The organism is Streptomyces johnsoniae (assembly GCF_031845565.1).
Classification (GTDB): domain Bacteria; phylum Actinomycetota; class Actinomycetes; order Streptomycetales; family Streptomycetaceae; genus Streptomyces; species Streptomyces johnsoniae.
Genome location: NZ_JAVREV010000011.1, coordinates 144,614 through 162,324 on the forward strand (window position 1 = coordinate 144,614; position 17,711 = coordinate 162,324).

19 protein-coding genes are annotated in these 17,711 nt (G+C 72.9%); 6 read left to right on the top strand and 13 right to left on the bottom strand.

From position 1 onward, the window contains the following. Positions 1–73: 73 nt before the first annotated feature. Positions 74–2,176 (bottom strand): excinuclease ABC subunit UvrB, encoded by a 2,103-nt coding sequence (gene uvrB, locus RM779_RS20305; RefSeq protein WP_311619156.1) that lies wholly within the window; start codon positions 2,174–2,176, stop codon positions 74–76. Positions 2,177–2,329: 153 nt separating this feature from the next. On the opposite strand from uvrB, the gene RM779_RS20310 reads away from it, so the two are divergent. The 3 genes from RM779_RS20310 (at position 2,330) to RM779_RS20320 (ending at position 4,543) form a co-directional block, all read left to right on the top strand. Beyond that, entirely contained in the window at positions 2,330–3,250 is a 921-nt protein-coding gene (locus RM779_RS20310; RefSeq protein WP_311619157.1) for a glycerophosphodiester phosphodiesterase, read from the top strand. A gap of 41 nt (positions 3,251–3,291) precedes the next feature. After that, positions 3,292–3,834 (top strand): methylated-DNA--[protein]-cysteine S-methyltransferase, encoded by a 543-nt coding sequence (locus tag RM779_RS20315; protein ID WP_311619158.1) that lies wholly within the window; start codon positions 3,292–3,294, stop codon positions 3,832–3,834. Between the two features lie 97 nt (positions 3,835–3,931). Next, on the top strand, positions 3,932–4,543 hold the full coding sequence (locus RM779_RS20320; protein WP_311619159.1) for a hypothetical protein: 612 nt from the start codon (positions 3,932–3,934) through the stop codon (positions 4,541–4,543). Between the two features lie 18 nt (positions 4,544–4,561). Here RM779_RS20320 and RM779_RS20325 read toward each other — a convergent pair whose 3' ends face one another. The 4 genes from RM779_RS20325 to RM779_RS20340 form a co-directional block, all read right to left on the bottom strand. Further along, positions 4,562–5,194 carry a M23 family metallopeptidase gene (locus RM779_RS20325; protein WP_311619160.1) on the bottom strand — a complete coding sequence of 211 codons (633 nt, stop codon included), beginning with the start codon at positions 5,192–5,194 and terminating at the stop codon, positions 4,562–4,564. A gap of 381 nt (positions 5,195–5,575) precedes the next feature. Continuing rightward, a complete protein-coding gene (locus RM779_RS20330) occupies positions 5,576–6,298 on the bottom strand; it encodes a PIG-L deacetylase family protein (RefSeq protein WP_311619267.1) in 723 nt (240 codons plus the stop codon). Positions 6,299–6,391: 93 nt separating this feature from the next. Further along, positions 6,392–7,828, bottom strand: a complete 1,437-nt coding sequence (locus RM779_RS20335) for an exonuclease domain-containing protein (protein ID WP_311619161.1) — start codon at positions 7,826–7,828, stop codon at positions 6,392–6,394. A gap of 5 nt (positions 7,829–7,833) precedes the next feature. Then, entirely contained in the window at positions 7,834–8,283 is a 450-nt protein-coding gene (locus RM779_RS20340; RefSeq protein WP_077063690.1) for a type II toxin-antitoxin system PemK/MazF family toxin, read from the bottom strand. 100 nt (positions 8,284–8,383) lie between these two features. Here RM779_RS20340 and RM779_RS20345 point away from each other — a divergent pair, with 100 nt between their 5' ends. Further along, on the top strand, positions 8,384–9,856 hold the full coding sequence (locus RM779_RS20345; protein WP_394813346.1) for a WGR domain-containing protein: 1,473 nt from the start codon (positions 8,384–8,386) through the stop codon (positions 9,854–9,856). 31 nt (positions 9,857–9,887) lie between these two features. Here RM779_RS20345 and RM779_RS20350 read toward each other — a convergent pair whose 3' ends face one another. From RM779_RS20350 to RM779_RS20360, 3 genes are all read right to left on the bottom strand, one after another. Continuing rightward, positions 9,888–10,328, bottom strand: coding sequence for a DUF6224 family protein (locus RM779_RS20350; protein ID WP_311619163.1), 441 nt, complete (start codon positions 10,326–10,328; stop codon positions 9,888–9,890). Positions 10,329–10,440: 112 nt separating this feature from the next. Then, positions 10,441–11,091 (bottom strand): nucleoside/nucleotide kinase family protein, encoded by a 651-nt coding sequence (locus tag RM779_RS20355; protein WP_311619164.1) that lies wholly within the window; start codon positions 11,089–11,091, stop codon positions 10,441–10,443. Between the two features lie 353 nt (positions 11,092–11,444). After that, positions 11,445–12,179: a DUF7873 family protein gene (locus tag RM779_RS20360; RefSeq protein WP_311619268.1), complete on the bottom strand. Its 735-nt coding sequence runs from the start codon at positions 12,177–12,179 to the stop codon at positions 11,445–11,447. 98 nt (positions 12,180–12,277) lie between these two features. Here RM779_RS20360 and RM779_RS20365 point away from each other — a divergent pair, with 98 nt between their 5' ends. Further along, positions 12,278–12,586, top strand: a complete 309-nt coding sequence (locus RM779_RS20365; protein WP_311619165.1) for a hypothetical protein — start codon at positions 12,278–12,280, stop codon at positions 12,584–12,586. 12 nt (positions 12,587–12,598) lie between these two features. On the opposite strand, the gene RM779_RS20370 is transcribed toward RM779_RS20365, so the two are convergent. After that, positions 12,599–13,714 carry a DUF5954 family protein gene (locus RM779_RS20370; protein WP_311619166.1) on the bottom strand — a complete coding sequence of 372 codons (1,116 nt, stop codon included), beginning with the start codon at positions 13,712–13,714 and terminating at the stop codon, positions 12,599–12,601. 55 nt (positions 13,715–13,769) lie between these two features. Then, positions 13,770–14,192: an ester cyclase gene (locus tag RM779_RS20375; RefSeq protein WP_311619167.1), complete on the bottom strand. Its 423-nt coding sequence runs from the start codon at positions 14,190–14,192 to the stop codon at positions 13,770–13,772. 135 nt (positions 14,193–14,327) lie between these two features. On the opposite strand from RM779_RS20375, the gene RM779_RS20380 reads away from it, so the two are divergent. Further along, on the top strand, positions 14,328–15,548 hold the full coding sequence (locus RM779_RS20380) for an FUSC family protein (protein WP_311619269.1): 1,221 nt from the start codon (positions 14,328–14,330) through the stop codon (positions 15,546–15,548). Positions 15,549–15,590: 42 nt separating this feature from the next. On the opposite strand, the gene RM779_RS20385 is transcribed toward RM779_RS20380, so the two are convergent. The 3 genes from RM779_RS20385 to RM779_RS20395 form a co-directional block, all read right to left on the bottom strand. Further along, positions 15,591–15,950 (bottom strand): hypothetical protein, encoded by a 360-nt coding sequence (locus RM779_RS20385; protein ID WP_311619168.1) that lies wholly within the window; start codon positions 15,948–15,950, stop codon positions 15,591–15,593. 126 nt (positions 15,951–16,076) lie between these two features. Beyond that, positions 16,077–16,682: a dephospho-CoA kinase gene (coaE, locus tag RM779_RS20390; protein ID WP_311619169.1), complete on the bottom strand. Its 606-nt coding sequence runs from the start codon at positions 16,680–16,682 to the stop codon at positions 16,077–16,079. Positions 16,683–16,691: 9 nt separating this feature from the next. Beyond that, the gene (locus RM779_RS20395) at positions 16,692–17,642 is read right to left on the bottom strand and encodes a proteasome assembly chaperone family protein (RefSeq protein WP_311619170.1); all 951 of its coding nucleotides are present in this window, start codon (positions 17,640–17,642) and stop codon (positions 16,692–16,694) included. Between the last annotated feature and the right edge of the window lie 69 nt (positions 17,643–17,711).

The following is a 17,711-nucleotide window of genomic DNA, read 5'->3' on the forward strand; positions in this document are numbered from 1 at the left end:
GCCCCGGGCCCCGGCCATCGGGGTGCCGGCGGCGGCGCGCGCCACCGCCGGCACCCCGGAAGTCCGTGCGGGGTTACTTGAGCCCGACCTCCCGCATCTGCCGCAGCTCCTTCTTCATATCGGACACCTCGTCGCGCAGCCGGGCCGCGATCTCGAACTGGAGCTCCGCCGCCGCGGCCCGCATCCGCTCCGTCAACTGCTCGATCGTCTCCGCCAGCTCGGCCGCGGGCCGGTCGGTCAGCTCCTTCTTGCCGCCGCCCGCCGGCACCGAGGGCACCGGCGCTCTGCCCTTGGACTCGCCGCCCTGCCGGTAGCCGGTGCCGAGCAGCTCCTTGGTGTCGACCTCCTCGCGCGCGATGGTCGCGACGATGTCGTTGATCTTCTTGCGCAGCGGCTGGGGATCGATCCCATGCGCCTCGTTGTACGCGATCTGCTTGGCACGCCGCCGGTTCGTCTCGTCGATCGCCTTCTCCATCGCCGGAGTGACGCGGTCCGCGTACATGTGGACCTGCCCCGACACATTCCTCGCGGCGCGGCCGATCGTCTGGATCAGCGACGTGCCCGAGCGGAGGAAGCCCTCCTTGTCGGCGTCGAGGATGGCGACGAGCGACACCTCCGGCAGGTCGAGCCCCTCCCGCAGCAGGTTGATCCCGACGAGGACATCGAACTCGCCGGAGCGCAGCTCCCGCAGCAGCCCGACCCGCCGCAGCGTGTCCACGTCGCTGTGCAGGTAGCGCACGCGGATGCCCAGCTCCACGAAGTAGTCCGTGAGGTCCTCGGCCATCTTCTTGGTCAGCGTCGTCACCAGGACGCGCTCATCCTTCTCCGCCCGCCCCCGGATCTCGTGCACGAGGTCGTCGATCTGCCCCTCGGTGGGCTTGACCACCACCTCCGGGTCGATCAGGCCGGTCGGGCGGATGATCTGCTCCACCACACCGTCGCCGCGGGACAGCTCGTACGCCCCGGGCGTCGCCGACAGGTAGACGGTCTGGCCGATGCGCTCCTGGAACTCCTCCCACTTCAGCGGCCGGTTGTCCATGGCGGAGGGCAGCCGGAAACCGTGCTCGACGAGCGTCCGCTTGCGGGAGGCGTCCCCCTCGTACATCGCGCCGATCTGGGGCACCGTGTTGTGCGACTCGTCCACGACCAGGAGGAAGTCCTCGGGGAAGTAGTCGAGCAGGGTGTACGGGGGCGAACCCGTCTCACGGCCGTCGACGTGCAGCGAATAATTCTCGATGCCGGAACAGGTGCCGATCTGGCGCAGCATCTCGATGTCGTACGTGGTACGCATCCGCAGCCGCTGCGCCTCCAGCAGCTTGCCCTGCTGCTCAAGCGCCGCCAGCTGCCCCGCCAGCTCGGACTCGATCGCGGAGACCGCCCGCTCCATGCGCTCGGGGCCGGCGACGTAGTGGGAGGCCGGGAACACGTACAGCTGCTCGTCGTCGGAGATGACCTCGCCGGTCAGGGGGTGCAGCGTCGAGAGGGCCTCGATCTCGTCGCCGAACATCTCGATCCGGACGGCCAGCTCCTCGTAGACGGGGAAGATCTCGATGGTGTCGCCCCGCACCCGGAAGGTGCCCCGGGTGAAGGCCAGATCATTCCGCGTGTACTGGATGTCGACGAAGCGGCGCAGCAGGGCGTCGCGGTCGAACTCCTCCCCCACCTTGAGCGGAACCATCCGGTCGACGTACTCCTGCGGCGTGCCCAGGCCGTAGATGCAGGAGACGGACGCCACCACGACCACGTCCCGCCGTGTGAGCAGTGAATTCGTCGCGCTGTGCCGCAGCCGCTCCACCTCCTCGTTGATCGAGGAGTCCTTCTCGATGTACGTGTCCGTCTGCGGAACGTACGCCTCGGGCTGGTAGTAGTCGTAGTAGGAGACGAAGTACTCCACGGCGTTGTTCGGCAGCAGCTCGCGGAACTCGTTGGCCAGCTGGGCGGCCAGCGTCTTGTTCGGAGCGATGACCAGCGTCGGGCGCTGCAACCGTTCGATCATCCACGCGGTGGTCGCCGACTTGCCCGTGCCTGTCGCGCCGAGCAGCACCACGTCCTTCTCGCCCCCGGTGACGCGCTTCTCCAGCTCGGCGATGGCCGCGGGCTGGTCGCCGCTGGGCTGATAGGGACTGACGACCTCGAAGGGCGCCACCGTGCGTTCGATCTCTGAAACGGGCCGCATGACCCCCACCGTACGACCCGCCACTGACAACCGTGGCACGCCTACCGTCCGCCGTCCGCTGTTCAACTGACGGTCACTGTTCTCCTCCCCGCCTGTTTCCGCCGGCCGGGCAGCCTGCACGCGTCCGGACACCGGGAAGCAAGGAGTCCCCCCATGCCGTTCAACGCCTCATCCGACTGGGTCGGCTGGCTGGCCGGCCTCACGCTGGCCGCCCTCGGCCTTGCGCCCGTCGCCTCGGCCGCGCAGGACCAGGCGGCCGTGCCGGCGGCCGAGCGGGCCGAGCACGCGGCGCCGGCCGACGGCCCGCTGGTCGTCGCCCACCGCGGCGCGTCCGGCCACGCCCCGGAGAACACCCTGGCCGCGGCGGACGCGGCGGCCGCGCTGGACACGACCTGGGTCGAGACGGACGTCCAGCGGACCGCGGACGGCGAGCTGGTCCTCGTCCACGACACCACGCTGGCGCGCACGACCGACGTGGAGGAGGTCTTCCCCGGGCGGGCCCCGTGGAACGTCGCCGACTTCACCGCCGCGGAGATCGCCCGGCTGGACGCGGGCAGTTGGTTCGGCGAGGAGTTCGCCGGTGAACCGGTGCCGACGCTGGCACAGTTCCTCGACCGGCTGACCCGGAACGACCAGCGGCTGCTGCTGGAGATCAAGGCCCCCGAGCTGTACCGGGGCATCGAGGCGGACATCCTCGCCGAGCTGGAGGCGTCGGGCTGGCTGGTCCCGGAGCCGCCCGGGACGCGGCTGGTCATACAGAGCTTCGGCGCGGAGTCGGTACGGACCGTGCACGAGCTGGCACCCGGCGTCGAGACCGGGTTCCTCGGCACGCCCGAGGTGGCGGACCTTCCCGAGTACGCGGCCTACGCCGACCAGATCAACCCCAGGTACGGCGATCTGACCGCCGCCTACGTGGCGGAGATCCAGGCGGTGGAGGGGCCGCACGGCGAGCCGGTCGAGGTTCACACCTGGACGGTCAACGACGGGACCACCGCCAGGGCCGTCGCGGATCTCGGCGTGGACGGGATCATCACCAACTTCCCGGATGTGGTGCGGTCCGCCCTCGACGGCTGAGCGGAACGCCGCTGTCAGTGGCCCCGCCTAGGCTGCCCGTCATGACTGGTGAGACTCAGTGCGCATGGGCCGTCCGGCATTCGCCGGTCGGCCCGCTGCTGCTCGCGGCGACCGGTGCGGGCCTGGTCACCGTCGGCTTCCGGGCGGACGAGGGGCGGATACGGCGGGCGCTCGGCCGCCTCGCCGGGGAGCTGGGCGCCGATCCGGTACACGACGAGCGGCATCCGGTGCTGAGCCGGGCGGCGGCCGAGCTGGATGCCTACTTCGAGGGGCGGCTGCGCGCGTTCGGGCTGCCGCTGGACTGGTCGCTCGTGTCCGGCTTCACCCGGCAGGTGCTGCGGGAGCTGGCGGCGTCGGTGCCGTTCGGCAGTGTCCTGGAGTACGGGGAGCTGGCCCGGCGGGTCGGCGATCCGGGGGCGGCCCGCGCCGTGGGCGCGGCCATGGGCGCCAATCCACTGCCGGTCGTCGTCCCCTGCCACCGGGTGGTGGCGGCGGGCGGGAGCATGGGCGGCTTCAGCGGCGGTCTTGAGACGAAGCGGGTGCTGCTCGCCCATGAGGGGGTGCTGCCCGCGCCCCTTTTCTGACCTGCCCGCTTTCCCACTCGGACGTATAGCGGGCCGGTCCCGCGGGCATCACCTCTGCGACGGTGCTCGCTCCCGTCTCCGAGCGGAGGAGGCGACGATGGTTCTGTCCCGTCCACGGCCCCCCACGACCTACTGTTCCACGGCCACGCTGCGGGCCCGCGGCTGGACGCCGTCCCTGGTGCGGGCTTTCCTCGGCGGGCCCGATCTGGCCTCGCCCACCGAGCTGTTCCTGGTCTCGCGGGTGCGGGAGGCGGAGCGGAGCCCCGAGTTCGCCGCCGCACGGGATCTGCTGCGGCGGCGGGCGGAGGCGCTGCGGCAGGCGCGGGCCAGGCGGCGGGACCTGGCGCTCGCGGCGATCCGCGAGGTCCGGCTCGACCTGCCCCTGCTGTCCCCGCCCGAGCTGACGGACCGCGCGATCCGCCACCGGAACCTGCGGGACGCCCAGCGCGCCGTGGTGTCCTTCGGGCACCGGCCCAAGCCCGCCACGGCGGATTCGGCGCAGCCGAGGGAGCTGGCGCGCTGGCGGGTGGAGTACCTGCGGGACGCGCTGGCCCCGCACGGTTCGCTGCTGGACGCGCTGCCGCCCGGCGACTGCCGGGCGGAGGGCCGGCGGCTGCTCACCGAGCGGGTCTTCCACGCGATAGCGGCGGCCTATCCGGCGCTCGCGGTGGAGTGCCGCAGGCAGCGGGCCGCCGCGCCGGCGGGCTGACGGTGCGGGCCGCATGGGTCACACGTCGGCGTCCTGCTCACGGAGAAACTTCATCGGGTCGATGGCCGAGCCGTAGTCCGCGGTCGTCCTGACCTCGAAGTGCAGGTGCGGGCCACTGCTGTTTCCGGTGTTTCCTGACGTGGCGATCTCGTCGCCGGCCTCGACCTTCTCGCCCGCCTTCACGTCGGCCTCGGCGAGGTGCGCGTACTGGGTGAAGGTGTCGTCGTCGTGCTTGATCACGACGGCGTTGCCGTAGGCGGGGCCGTCGCCCGCGCCGTTGCCGCCGGCCTTCACGACGGTGCCGTCGTGCACGGCCTGCACGGGGGTGCCGACCGGTACGGCGAAGTCCTGGCCGCTGTGCTTGGCGGCCCAGCGGTCGCCGCTGTTGCCGTAGGTCGCCGTCAGCTCGTAGTCGTCCGATATCGGCGAGACCCAGGACGCGTCATCCTTTTCGGCCTTCTCGGTCTTCTCGGTCTGCCCGGTCTTCTCGGCGGCGGCCCGGCCGGTGACGGATTCGGCGGCGCTGTGCGTGGCGAGGATGCCGCTCTGGCCGCCGTCCGCGGCGGCGGCGCCGGTGAGGACCACGGAGCCGCACAGGCCGGCGGTGATGACGGCGGCGGCGCGGGAACGGAGCGCGATGTGCTTCGGCATGGGGGACCACCTCGGGGAGTCGGGGATTCCGGCCGGAGCGGGCCGGGCGAATCTCCTGGGTAGTCGGCGGCTCCCACGGGCGACAAGCACCGTTATTACGAAGCCGGGCCGTAGCCGGAGCCGGCGGAACAAGCGGCGGGCGCCGCCGGCCCGCCGCGCCCGGGGACGGTCCCGTCCGCCAGCTCCCGCGGCGCCCGACCTGGGCATGTCCGCGCCGTGACCTGGGGCCCGGGCCCCGCACGGCCGGAGGACCCGGCCGCGCGGGCCGAAGGTCCCGGCCACGAGTCACCCGGTTCTCCTAGGCGCGGCCGTAGTCCGCGTCCGGGGCGTGAGGAGCGTCACGGGGAACGCGGCGGCGCGGGCGCTCCCGGCCCGGAACGATCAGCGCGAGAACAGCTCGAAGGGAACGCAGCGCCGCCCGCCGAACCTGGCCGCCGCCGCGTCCGCCATCGTGGTGTGCAGCTCCCGCGCATAGGCCGGCGGCTCCTGGTCCCCGAGGGCGGAGATGTACGCGCGATGTTCCGCGAGCGAGGCGATGGCCCGTTCCAGCGAGGCGTCGCCGACCGCCTGGGCGTGCGTCGCCTCGGGGGACCCGGCCACCGCGACCCAGCGCACCCCGCCCCACGGCCCGGGGCCGGTGTCGCCCAGCTGCTCGGGGAAGATCCACCGGTTGCCCGCGTCCCCCGCGGCGTCCAGCACGGCGCGGCCGACGACGCGGTGGTCGGGCGTGTTCCAGGCCCGCTCGCCGAAGTCCCAGGTGTCGCGGTGGTTGAGCGTGATCAGCAGCTCGGGCCGGTGGGCACGGATCGCCGCGGCCAGGTCGCGCCGCAGAGCGACTCCCTCCTCGATCACCCCGTCCCGGTGGCCGAGGAACGTGACCTGCTCCACCCCCACGAGCGCCGCGCTCGCGCGCTGCTCCGCCTCCCTGACCCGTGCGCTCTCCTCCGGCGGGAGCGTGTCGATCCCCGCCTCGCCGCGGGTGACGAGCAGGTAGGCCACCTCGCGGCCGGCGCCGGTCCACTCGGCGACCGCGGCGGCGGCGCCGTACTCCAGGTCGTCCGGGTGGGCGACGACGGCGAGCGCGCGCTGCCAGTCGGTGGGCATGGGGGCCAGTGAGTCCGTCACCGCTGCTGTCTCCTTGTTCGTCTTCCGTCCGGTGGCTGCCACCCTAGGCCGCCCCCTGGCCCGGTCCCCGGATCAGGTGGCCATGGCTTCGGCCAGGCGGCGCCTGCACCGTTCGGCGCGGCGGGCGATGGCCTCCCAGGCCGTCCGCGCCCCTGGGCCGGAACGGACCGCGAGGGCCTGCTCGCACAGCGCGAGCGCGGTGGCGTGGTCACCGCGGTGCCGTTCGTGGTGCATGGACAGCCGGTTGAAGACGACGGCGTCGCGTGCCCCGCCGTCCACGGCCCACTGCCACAGCCGGACGGCCTCGTCGGCGCGCTCCGCCCTCTCCCACGCCTGGCCCGCGTACCGCGCGCCCCTGCCGAGCGCCGCCAGGTCGCCTGCGTCGGCGAGCAGCGGCAGCCGCGCGGCCAGGTCATCGGCGTGCGCGGTGCCCGGGCCGTAGTGGGAGACCAGCGCCCGGCCGGGACTGCCGGTGTCGCACAGCCCGACGGCGTCGCAGGACCAGCAGCCGCGGCAGTCGGGAAGGGCGGCGATGGCGGCGGCCTGCTCGGGGAAGAGCCCCAGCAGGTGCACGGGCGTTGCCGTGCCGCGGTCCAGGGCCGCCAGGTGGGTCACGATGTGGGTGACGTCCTCGCGGTTCGCGCCCTCGTCGGCGAGCTGGAGCCGCAACCCCGCCAGCAGCGCGGAACGGGCGAGCCCGGGGCGGGGCGGGCCGAAGACCGAGGTCTCTTCACACAGCATGCCGCCGAACCACCCCCACAGCCGCCCCACCTCGGGGCACCCTTCGGTGCCCAGGCAGGTCAGGGCGCGGTGCCAGCCGGCGGCGCCGCCCTCCCAGGCGTCGACGAGGAGGTGCGCGGCGCGGTGCGCCGCGCCGATACCGGCGGTGGCGGCATCGCACCGCACGCGTTTGCGCCGCTCGGCGCGCAGTACCTCGGCGGCCGGTGCGGAGAGCCGCGACAGGTCCGTATGCCCGTCGGCCGCCGCCCGCCGCAGCAGCTCGATCAGCAGCGCGGCGGTGACCTCGGCGTCGGAGTCCGCGCGGTGCGCTCGGTGCGGAACGCCCAGCGCGGCGACGCACGTGGTCAGCCGGTGGTTGTCCAGCTCGGGGAGGAACCGCCGGGCCAGGCGGAGGGTGTCGAGCGCCGTCGCGGGCAACCGTTCGCTGCCGGCCCGCTCCAGCTCCGTGGCGAGGAACCGCAGGTCGAAGCCGACGTTGTGAGCCACCAGCACCGCGTTCTCCAGCCGCGGGAGTATGTGCGGGACCAGCTCGGCGAAGCGCGGGGCCGCCGCGGCCTCGGCGTTGGTGATGCCGTGGACGTGCACGGGCCCGGTGTCCCGGCCGGGGGCGGCGAGGCTGCTCCAGCGGTCCGTGACCCGGCCCTGTTCGACGGTCACCAGAGCGAGGGAGACCATGCGGTCGCCCCGTTCCGGGCTGAATCCGGTGGTCTCGCAGTCGAGCACCACGAAGCGCTCCCGGAGCAGGCCGGGGGGTATGTCACCCGTCATGGGCCTCAGCGCCAGCCGTGCCGCAACTGGAGGCTGTGCACCACGCGGTTGAAGCGCGCGCGGTCCAGGGCGCACGCCTCGCGGCGCATCCCCTCGGGATGGACGCGCAGCACGCGGTCCAGGTGCACCCAGGAGTCGCGCCCGCTGGTGTCCCACGGCCCGGAGCCCAGGGGCAGCCACTCGTCGTCGTGGTCGCGGTCCCTGCTGGTGAGCTGAACGGCGAGCAGGGTCTCGCGTCCCGTCTCACGGGCGACGACGAGAACGGGGCGGTCCTTGCCGCGTCCGTCGTTCTCCTCGTAGGGGACCCAGGTCCAGACGATCTCGCCCGGGTCGGGATCGCCGTCCGGCTCGGGGGCGTACTGCGTGCGCACCGGGCCGACGGCACCGGGCCGGATCTCGACGGTGGCCGCCGGGCCGCCGCGCCCGGGGATCTCGTCCGTGTCTATGCGGTCCATGGCCCCCACGCTATCGCCGGGCTCGGACAGCACCGGCGGTGCGTCGCCTCCGGCGGCGCCACCCGTCGCGTTGTCAGTGGCGGCCCTTAACGTTCTGTACATGCGATCCCGGCCACGGTGGCCGAGGGGGAAGGAGCTTGCCGTGCCCGAGACCAAGACGTACCTGGAGCTGTCCGAGGATGGCGGCGGTGCGCACAAGTTCTACGAGGTGTCGGTGAACGGCACGGTGGTGTCCGTGCGTTACGGGCGCATCGGGACCTCGGGGCAGCTGAAGACGACGGCGTTCGCCACACCTCAGAAGGCGCGGGACGCGGCGGCCAGGAAGATAGGAGAGAAGGTCCGCAAGGGCTACGAGCCCGCGGTGCAGGGGCGGCGCGCCGCGCGGGCGGTGACCCGCCGTCAGGTGACGTCGGCACCTTCGACGGCCAGGGCGGTGGCGCCGGTGCTGTGGCGTTTCCGCACGGGGGCCTCGGCGTTCGGCATTCACATCGACGAGGACCGCTGCTGGGTGGGCAATCAGAGCGGCGACGTGCACACGCTGGCGCACGACGGGGAGGTGCTGGCCCACTACCGGCTGCCGGACGGCGTCAAGTGCCTGGTGGCGGACGACTTCTGGATCTACGCCGGCTGCGACGACGGGACGGTGTACGACCTGTCCTCCAAGCTGCCGTTCGCCGCCTACGAGATCGCGGCCGATGTCGACATCTTCTGGCTGGACATCCACGAGGGCGTGCTCAATGTGTCGGACCGGCAGGGCGGGCTGACGGTCATCGACCATGAGGACGAGTTCCAGTGGTCGCGGCGCAGCACGGGGGACCACGCGTGGATGGTGCGGCGCGACGCGCGGGCGGTGTACCACGGTCACGGCAAGGGCGTGACGGCGTATGCGCCGGACGGCAGCGGGGAGTTGTGGCACACGCAGACCAGGGGCGCGGTGCTGTTCGGCTGGCAGGAGCACGGCGCGGTCTACGCGGGCACGGACCGGCGGGTGGTCCAGCGGCTGGCGAAGCGCAGCGGGCGGGTGGAGGCGACGTACGCCTGCGACACGGTGGTGTACTCGTGTGCCGCGGCGCCAGACGGCAGGTATGTGTTCGCCGGGGACAGCGCCTCGTCCGTGTACTGCTTCGCGCAGGACGGCACGCGGCTGTGGAAGCTGGGCACGGGCGGCGGCTCGGCGCTGTCGATGCAGTATCTGAACGAGCAGTTGTTCATCGTGACCACGGACGGTTCGCTCGCCTGCATCGACGCGAGCGAGGCGGCCATCGCGGAGGCCAAGGACGGCCGGGTGCCCGCCGCGGTGGACGTCAAGTCGGCGGCGGCGCTGCCCACGTACACCCCGGCGGCGGCGCCGGAGACGGTCGCCGCGGTGCCAAGCGGCGGGGTGCTGGTGGAGTGCGTGCAGGACGGGCCGCGGCTGCGGGTGCACGTGGTGACGGACGGATACGACCCGCGGTGGAACGTGCAGTTCCCCCGGCACATACGGCAGGCGGGTGCCAGGTACGTGGTGGACTCGGTGCACGCGTCGAGCAGCGGCTTCTACCGGGTGCGCGGGGAGATACGGCGGCTGGCCTGACGGGCCCGGCGGGCGGCGGAGGGCGCGGGCCTCAGAAGCGGGCCGTGCGCAGGGTCCGCTCGCGCACCGTGTCGAGGAAGCCCGGCACGTCCTCCATCCTGGTGCCGGTGCACTGGATGATCAGGTCCATCACGTCGCCGGCGGACAGGGCGCCCACCACGGGGTGCACATGGGCGAGGCCGATGCGCTCCTCCATGCGCTTCAGCACGTGGATGGCGAGATTCAGCTCGGGGACGCGGCTGGTGTGGCCGAAGTCCATATTCTGCTTGATCACCCACATTTCAGGAATGATCTGGCCGAAAACGATGACGTGGGCGAGCGCGAACATTGACCGGGCGCACTGCCGGGCGCTCTCCTCCGTCTCGTCCTGGAGGGCCTTGACCGCCTCCTCGTCCTCCGCGAGATGGGCCTGGATGAGCGCCACCGCGTGCAGCACTTCCTCCGTGTCATAGGGCCTCCCGACGTCGTCCATCGCCACCACCCCTGATAACTGTCCGTCGATCGACTGCACACCCAGTGTGGCAGCTTCGCCTCCCGGCCGGGGGCGTTCGCCCCGCAACGCCCCCCGTCGCATGGGATTTCGGTCATCCGGCCGGGCGGGACGCACCGTTCCAGGCGGGGCGCCGCGGATCGTCCGCCCGCACCACGATGTCCGCCGCATCGGCGGGCGCCACCTCCGCCTCGTAGCGGGCGAAGGCCGGCAGCGTCCACCGGTCCTCCTCCGCGGTCCTGCGGGCGAGGGCGCCGGGCGACAGGCTCAGGTGCACGGCCAGGTCCGCGGGGAACCAGCGCCCAAGCAGAAAGGTGCCGTGCACCAGAAGCACGCCGCCGGCCGGCAGGGAGACGTGAGGGCTGCGCGTGGCCCGGTCGCGTTCCGCGTCCCACAGATCGGGCAGCACCCGGCCGGTCCCGCCCGCGTCGGTCGGGGTGAACACTTCGCGCCACAGGGCGCCGGTGTCGAGCCACAGGTCGTAGTAGGCGTCGGGGTCCTGTCTGCCGTACTCCAGGCGCAGCGATGCGGCGCGCAGGAAGCCGCCCGCGCCTACCACGAGCGCCGGGCGCCCGCGGAGGCGGAGTTCCTCGGCGACGTCCCGCGCCAGGTCTCCCGCACGGGTGGGCGGAGCGCCGTCGAGCAGCACCCGCGGCCAGGCGGCGCCGCCTTCCGGCCGCAGCCCGGCCACGCGGTCGGCGAGCGCCGCGGCCAGCCGCTCCCAGGTGATGGCGTGCAGTCGCATGGCTTCATCCTGCCGGGCCCGGACGCGGAAGGGCCCGGGGGCATAGCCGGCCCCCGGGCCCGGATGGGTGCCGCTCGTGGCACACCCGGCGTTCGAGTGGCGCGGATCAAGGTAAAAGGTCGCGCTCTGCCTTTGAGCCACCGCCGCACGTGGCGCGGCGGGCCGGAGTCGAACCGGCATTCTCAACACTTCTGCCCGCGCCCGGCCGGCCGGGCGATGAACGGCGATGCTGAATCTGGAGCGAGAGTCTGAGATTGATCACTCACGACAAACTTCAGTGTCAGCTTGCGCTCCTTCGGCGCACCCCGGCGCCGCGAGCCACGCGGTACCGGGGAGTTGACGAGGCTACCCGCTCACTGCCCGAAGAGGTAGCCGAATACCGCGTCGCCCACCCGCCGGTCCTCGACGTCGAGGCCATTGGCCTCCTCCCGGGCGAACTTCACCGCCTGCTGCACCTTGTCCATGCGCTCCAGCAGCTCGTTGACCCGGCGCGCGGGCAGCGCCCCGGAAAACTTGACGGTGGTCCAGTAGCCCACGGGGATGTCCTCGTAGTACACCTCGACCTGCGCCGGGTGCTTCTCGGTGGCCTCCGCCTTCACGTGGTTGCGCGGCACCTTCCTGGTGCGCACGGTCCGCACCTGCTCCGTGCGCCACCAGTCCGTCGAGGGGTCGAGGGACCAGGACTCGGCGCCGTCGAGCACGGGCAGCTTCCGCAGGAACGCGGCGAGGTCGGCCAGCTGCTTCTCCAGGAACAGCAGGTAGGACACCGGCACGTCGCGCAGCAGCGTGCGGCCGTCGACGGTGACGTCGGCCCGCGCCGTGCAGTTCGCCCAGTCCTTGGTGGCGGTCACGTCGAACAGCCGGGTCAGCGTCCTGGCCGTGTCGCGCAGCACCTCCTCGGCCTTGACCTGCACCCGGGTGGACTCCGGCGGCAGCTGCTCGCCCTCCTCGTCCTTCGGCTGATAGGTGCGGGACAGACCGGCCAGCAGCGCCGGCTTGGTCAGGCCGTGCTGAACGGCCGTCAGGTCCGCTTGTGTCCTGGACTTGACGCCCTTCTCCACTGCGATGATCTGATTGAGCTTCGCCACCACGGCACCGTAACGGCCCGCGGGGGCCGCCCGCGAGTGGTTTCCGCGCACCTGAGGCGTCCTTCCCTCGGCGCGTCCCGGCCCGCACGATAGAGCGCATGGACACAGAGACCGGCCCGGCGCGCCTCGACCACCACATCGAGTCGCTGCGCGCCCGACTGCCCGCAGGCCAGTTCATCCTGCTGATGCGCGTCTTCAATGCCTGCCTCACCGGCGGCCACGGCGGCGCGGCCCGGCTGCATCTCACTCCGCGCGAGCAGGAGTTGTTCACCCCTCAGGTACAGGGCGAGATAGTCACCCTGATGAGCCTCGCCCTGCCCCAGCCATCATCCACGCCCGCACCCACGCCCGCGCCCACGCCCGCGCCCCCGCCCACGCCCGCGCCCGCAGCGCTGCGCGCCGCCTAGCCGGCCGGGGCGTCAGCCCTCGTCCGCCCGCGCGGCATCGTCGGCCCCCTCCGGTGGCGCATTGGCCTCCACCGGCAGCTCGGGGTCCCAGTCGGAGGGGCGCGGCGGCTCGGGCCCGTCCGGGCCCAGCCGGACCAGCCGCTCCAGGCGGGTGATGCGGAAGTGCCTGCCCAGCACCACGATCCGGTCCAGCCGTTCGCCGGAAAGGCGGGTGGCCGCGCGTGCGCACTCGGCGAGCTGCTCGTCGGTCAGCCGCTCCACGCCGGGATCGAGCAGCCCGAGCTGGCCGGCCATGACGTTCTTGAGCTGCTGCGGCATCTCCGGCAGGCCGGGCGGTCCGCTCCGCGTCCTGCGCAGTGACGCGGGGAGCAGCGTCTCGAAGCGCCGCGCCAGACCGTCCCGCGCCTCCTGCGGCGTATCCGCTCCCGTGGCCCTGGCGATCCAGCCGGCGCCCGTTCCGCGCACGAAGACGCTGAACACGGGGGGCAGCAGCACGCCGCCCGGGTGGGTGTGCAGCGCGAGCACGGAGTCGGCGCGGACGTCGACGGGGATGACGGCGGAGGCGTAGACGTACTTCAGCAGGTCGAGCTTGAGCAGCCCTTCCGACATCCCGGTCGCCGCGGTCGGGTCGATGAGGAAGCCCGCGGTGCGGGACCTGGCCTGCCGACCGCGGCCGGCGGGCATCGGGTCGGGGTCGCTCGGCCGCGGCGGCTCCGGGCCCTCAGGGCCGAGACGCAGGAACATGTCGCCCCTGGCGATGCGGAACCGGCAGTCGGCGACGTGCAGTTCGTCCAGCTTCTCCCGGTCCATCCGCCGGGCCGCGGCCATCCACGCCCGCTCCACCGCGCCGCGGCCCGCGTCCGCCGCGGCCCGGGCACGCATCCGGCACGTCCGGCCCAGCTCGTCGCGGGAGCCCTGCGGGCCGCTTTCGTCGGCCGTCAGCACCCGCCACCGCCCGTCGGCCTCCTGCTCGGTGACGGCGAACATCGGCCCGCGCGGCAGGATGTCCGGGTAGGTGTCCCTGGCGCGCCACGCCTCGGAGTCGGCAATGACGGCCACCGGGTCGTCCAGCCGCATCATCCGGATGACGCGGTGTGGCTCGGGCAGCTCCTCTTCGTCATCACTCATACACACATTGTGCTGGCGTCCGGGCGCCTTCCGCAGGCGTTTGGGGAACCGCGGGTCAGCCGCCGGCGAGCTGGGCCATGAGCTGCTCGGCCTCGGAGATCACCCAGTACTCCACGGGCCGCCCGTCCGCGATCCGCAGGATGTCGTGGCCGTGGAACTCCACCGGCGTGCCGGGGGGCGCGGTGACCCCGGGCAGGGCGTGCACCCCGCCCGCGTACGCCCCCCGCGCCGACCAGCGTGCCGCGATCAGGTCGCCGTCGGCCAGCGGGCCCACCTCGACGGCGAACCTCAACCCTTCGAACGGCAAGCGCCCCTGCCGGATCACCTCGGCCAGGGCGGCGGGCCCGCGCACCAGCCCGGGCCTGCCCGGCCAGTGCCCGGTGAAGTTTTCCGCCACCAGGCCGGCCGCGATGTCCGGCAGCGCTTCCAGGTCGCCGTTCCACAACTCGTTCAGCCAGCGGTCGTAAATCGAAGACATGGCCTCACCCTAGGCGCCTGACGCGCAGAGCATCCGCGGGTTCACTCCGATTCGCCCCGGTAATGACATCTTTTTCCTGCATCGGAGCATGCGGTGCGAAAGGAGCCGAGAGTGCCGGACGTTCACGATCAGATCATGGACATCGCCAAGCGCAGCACTGAGCCCGTCGCGGTGCAGACGCTCCGCTCCGTGACCGCGGCGACCATGTCCTACATCGTCGCGCTGTGGCTGACGGACGTTCCCGCGCCGCTTCTGGCGCCGCTGACCGCGCTGCTCGTTGTGCAGGTCACCCTTTACGCGACGCTCACCACCGGCATCCGCCGGGTGAACTCCGTCATCGCCGGCGTGCTCGTGGCCACCGCCTTCAGCACCCTCGTCGGCCTGAGCTGGTGGAGCCTGGGGCTGCTGCTCCTCACCGCGCTCACCGTCGGCCACCTGGTACGCGTCAGCGAGTTCGTGCCCGAGGTCGGAATCAGCGCGATGCTGGTCCTCGGGGTGAGCCAGGTGACCGGCGCCGCGCTGGACCGCGTGGTGGAAACGGTGATCGGGGCGGTCGTCGGCCTGCTGTTCAACACGCTGTTCGTGCCGCCGGTATGGGTCCGCTCGGCCAGCCAGGACATCGAGGAACAGGCGGCCAGGATGCGCGAACTGCTGCGCCGCCTCAGCGAGGAGACCGAGGAGGGCCGCACCCCGGTCCACCGGGCCGCGGCCAAGCTGGCCGAGGCCAGGCGTCTAGACCAGGACATCGCCCAGGTGGACGCCTCCATCATCCAGGCAGAGGAGAGCGTGCGGTTCAACCCGCGGGTGAAGGAGCCGCTGCTCACCCGCGTCGTCCTGCGGACCGGCCTGGACACCCTTGAGGTCTGCGCGGTCATCCTGCGCACCATGACCCGCACCATGACGGACCTGGCGGCGCGCCGCGAGGAGGAGCCGCTGTTCCCCCCGGAGGTGGCCCCCGCCGTCCAGGAACTGCTGAGCAATCTGGCGGGCGCCGTGGACAGCTTCGCCACCCTGATCACCAGTCAGGTCAGCACGGCTGCCGACGAGGCGGAGGCGTTCCTCGCCGTCGAGCTCGACGCCGCCCGCATCAGCCGCGAGCACGTCGCCCAGGTGCTGCTCGCCCGCGTGCAGGAACACCCGCGCCACTGGCAGCTGCACGGCTCGCTGCTCGCCGAGATCGACCGCATGCTGACCGAACTCGACCTCGACAAGCGGGCCGAGCAACTGGCTGAGGAGCTGGACCGGGTCTCCCGCCAGAGCCGAGCCCGCTACCCGCGGCTGCGCCGTATCAGCGAAACCGGTCGGCGGGCCCTGCGCAAGGCGTCCCGCGGGCGGTACGGACACCGCAGGGTCTGACCCCGGAACGCCGCCGCACGCGCGGCGCGGGAGCGCCGGACGTCAGGCGCCGAAGCGGATATCGCCGTGGACGGTGCCGGTCTGAATCAGGTTCTGCACCTGGGCGTCGCCCGAGACGGTGTTCTCCACGCGGGTCTGGGCGACGCCGATCACCCCACGGTGCCGCTCCGCCCAGGCCCGCAGCTCGCGCGCGAACTCCTCGTCCGCGCCCGCCCGATCGGCGATCCGCCCGCTCAGCGCGCGGACCGCCGCCTCGTCCTCCGGGTCGACCGGCTCGGGCGAGGCGCGACCGGTCAGGCGGCGGGTCAGGGACATCAGGGACTCCCAGGCGTGACGTCCGGCCTCGGTCGCGGCGCTGCCCGCCGCGGCGGAGACAAGGGCGATGGCGGCTTCGACGTTCATGGCCCCACATTAGCCCGGCGGGCGGACATGCGGCAGGGCATGCGCCCCTCACACCGGCGCACGCCCCAGGGCGGCAGCGCGCGTAGTGTGCAGGGGGGCGCTCAGCGGCCGCTGGCCGCTGGCCGCTCAGGAGCGCCGGGCGGCCCGTTCGCTCAGGTGCTGCCACAGGCGCGCCGTGTGGACGGTCAGCTCCTCCAGCGAGCCGTCGTTGTCCAGGACGAAGTCCGCCGCGGCGAGCCGCGTTTCACGGTCGGCCTGGGCCGCCATCCGGGCGCGGGCGTCCGCCTCCGGCATGCCGCGCAGCCGCGTCAGCCGGTCCAGGCGGGTCGTGTCGGACGCGTCCACGACGATCACGGCGTCGTAGCGGCCCTGGAGTCCGTTCTCCACGAGCAGCGGCACGTCGTGCACCACGATGGCGCCGGCCGGAGCGGCAGCACGCAGCGCGGCGGAACGCTCGGCCACCAGCGGATGCACGATCGCGTTCAGCGCCCGGCGGCGCTCCTCGTCGCCGAAGACGATCGCGCCCAGCCTCGCGCGGTCGAGCGAGCCGTCAGCGGCGAGCACCTCCGTGCCGAACTCGGCGACGACGGCCGCGAGTCCCGGCGTGCCGGGCTCGACCACCTCGCGCGCGATGCGGTCCGAGTCGACGATCACCGCACCGTGCCCGGCCAGCAGCCGCACGGCCTCGCTCTTGCCCGCACCGATTCCGCCGGTCAGTCCCACGTTCAGCATGCGGGCAGGCTACCGGTCGCCGTCGCCGTCCTCGTGCTCGGCCAGGAACCGCTCGAACACCTCGCCCAGCTCGTCCGCGGACGGCAGGTCCACCGGCTCGGCGACGAGGCTGCCCCGGGTGGTCGCGCCGGCGATCGCGTCGTACTGCTGCTCCAGGCCGCGCACCACCGCGACCAGCTCCGAGTCCCCCTCGGCCAGCTCGCTCTCGATCTCGTCCTGTGTCTTCAGGGCGCGGGTCCGCAGCGCGTGCGCCGCCTCGGGCAGCACGAGACCGGTGGCGGCCGTCACCGCCTCGAGAACGACGAGCGCCGCGTCCGGGTAGCGGGAGCGGGCGATGTAGTGGGGCACGTGCGCGGCCACCCCGACGACGTCCCGGCCCGCCTCCGAGAGCCGCAGCTCCACCAGCGCCGCGGCGCTGCCGGGCACCTGCGCCTCGTCGAAGACCCCGCGGTGACCGGCGATCAGGTCCGCCCGATTCCCGTGGGGGGTGAGGCCGACCGGCCTGGTGTGCGGCACGCCCATCGGGATGCCGTGGAACGTCACCGCGAGCCGCACCCGCAGCCGCTCCACGATCTGGCGCACGGCCGCGGAGAAGCTCTCCCACTCCACGTCCGGCTCCGGCCCCGACAGGAGCAGGAACGGCTGGTGCGTCGCGTCGTGCACCAGCCGCACCACGAGCTCGGGCGTGTCGTAGGCCGACCACCGGTCGCGCCGGAACGTCATGGCGGGGCGCCTGGCCCGGTAGTCCACGAGCCGGTCGTGGTCGAACCGTGCCACGGTAGTCGCCGAACGGCCCTCCAGCAGCTGCTCGGTGAGCTGCGCACCGGTCTCGCCGGCGTCGATGAAGCCCTCGAAGTGGTAGATCAGCACCAGACCGGCGCTGTGCGCACCGCCGACGGCCTCATCGGCCCTGGCCAGACCGGCCGGGTCCCATGCGTACAACTCCTGCGGATCGCGCACCGTCACCGCACCCCTTCCGCTGTCTCGCGTGTACAGAGGAGAACGCGCTGTACGCCGGGGGCATTCCCC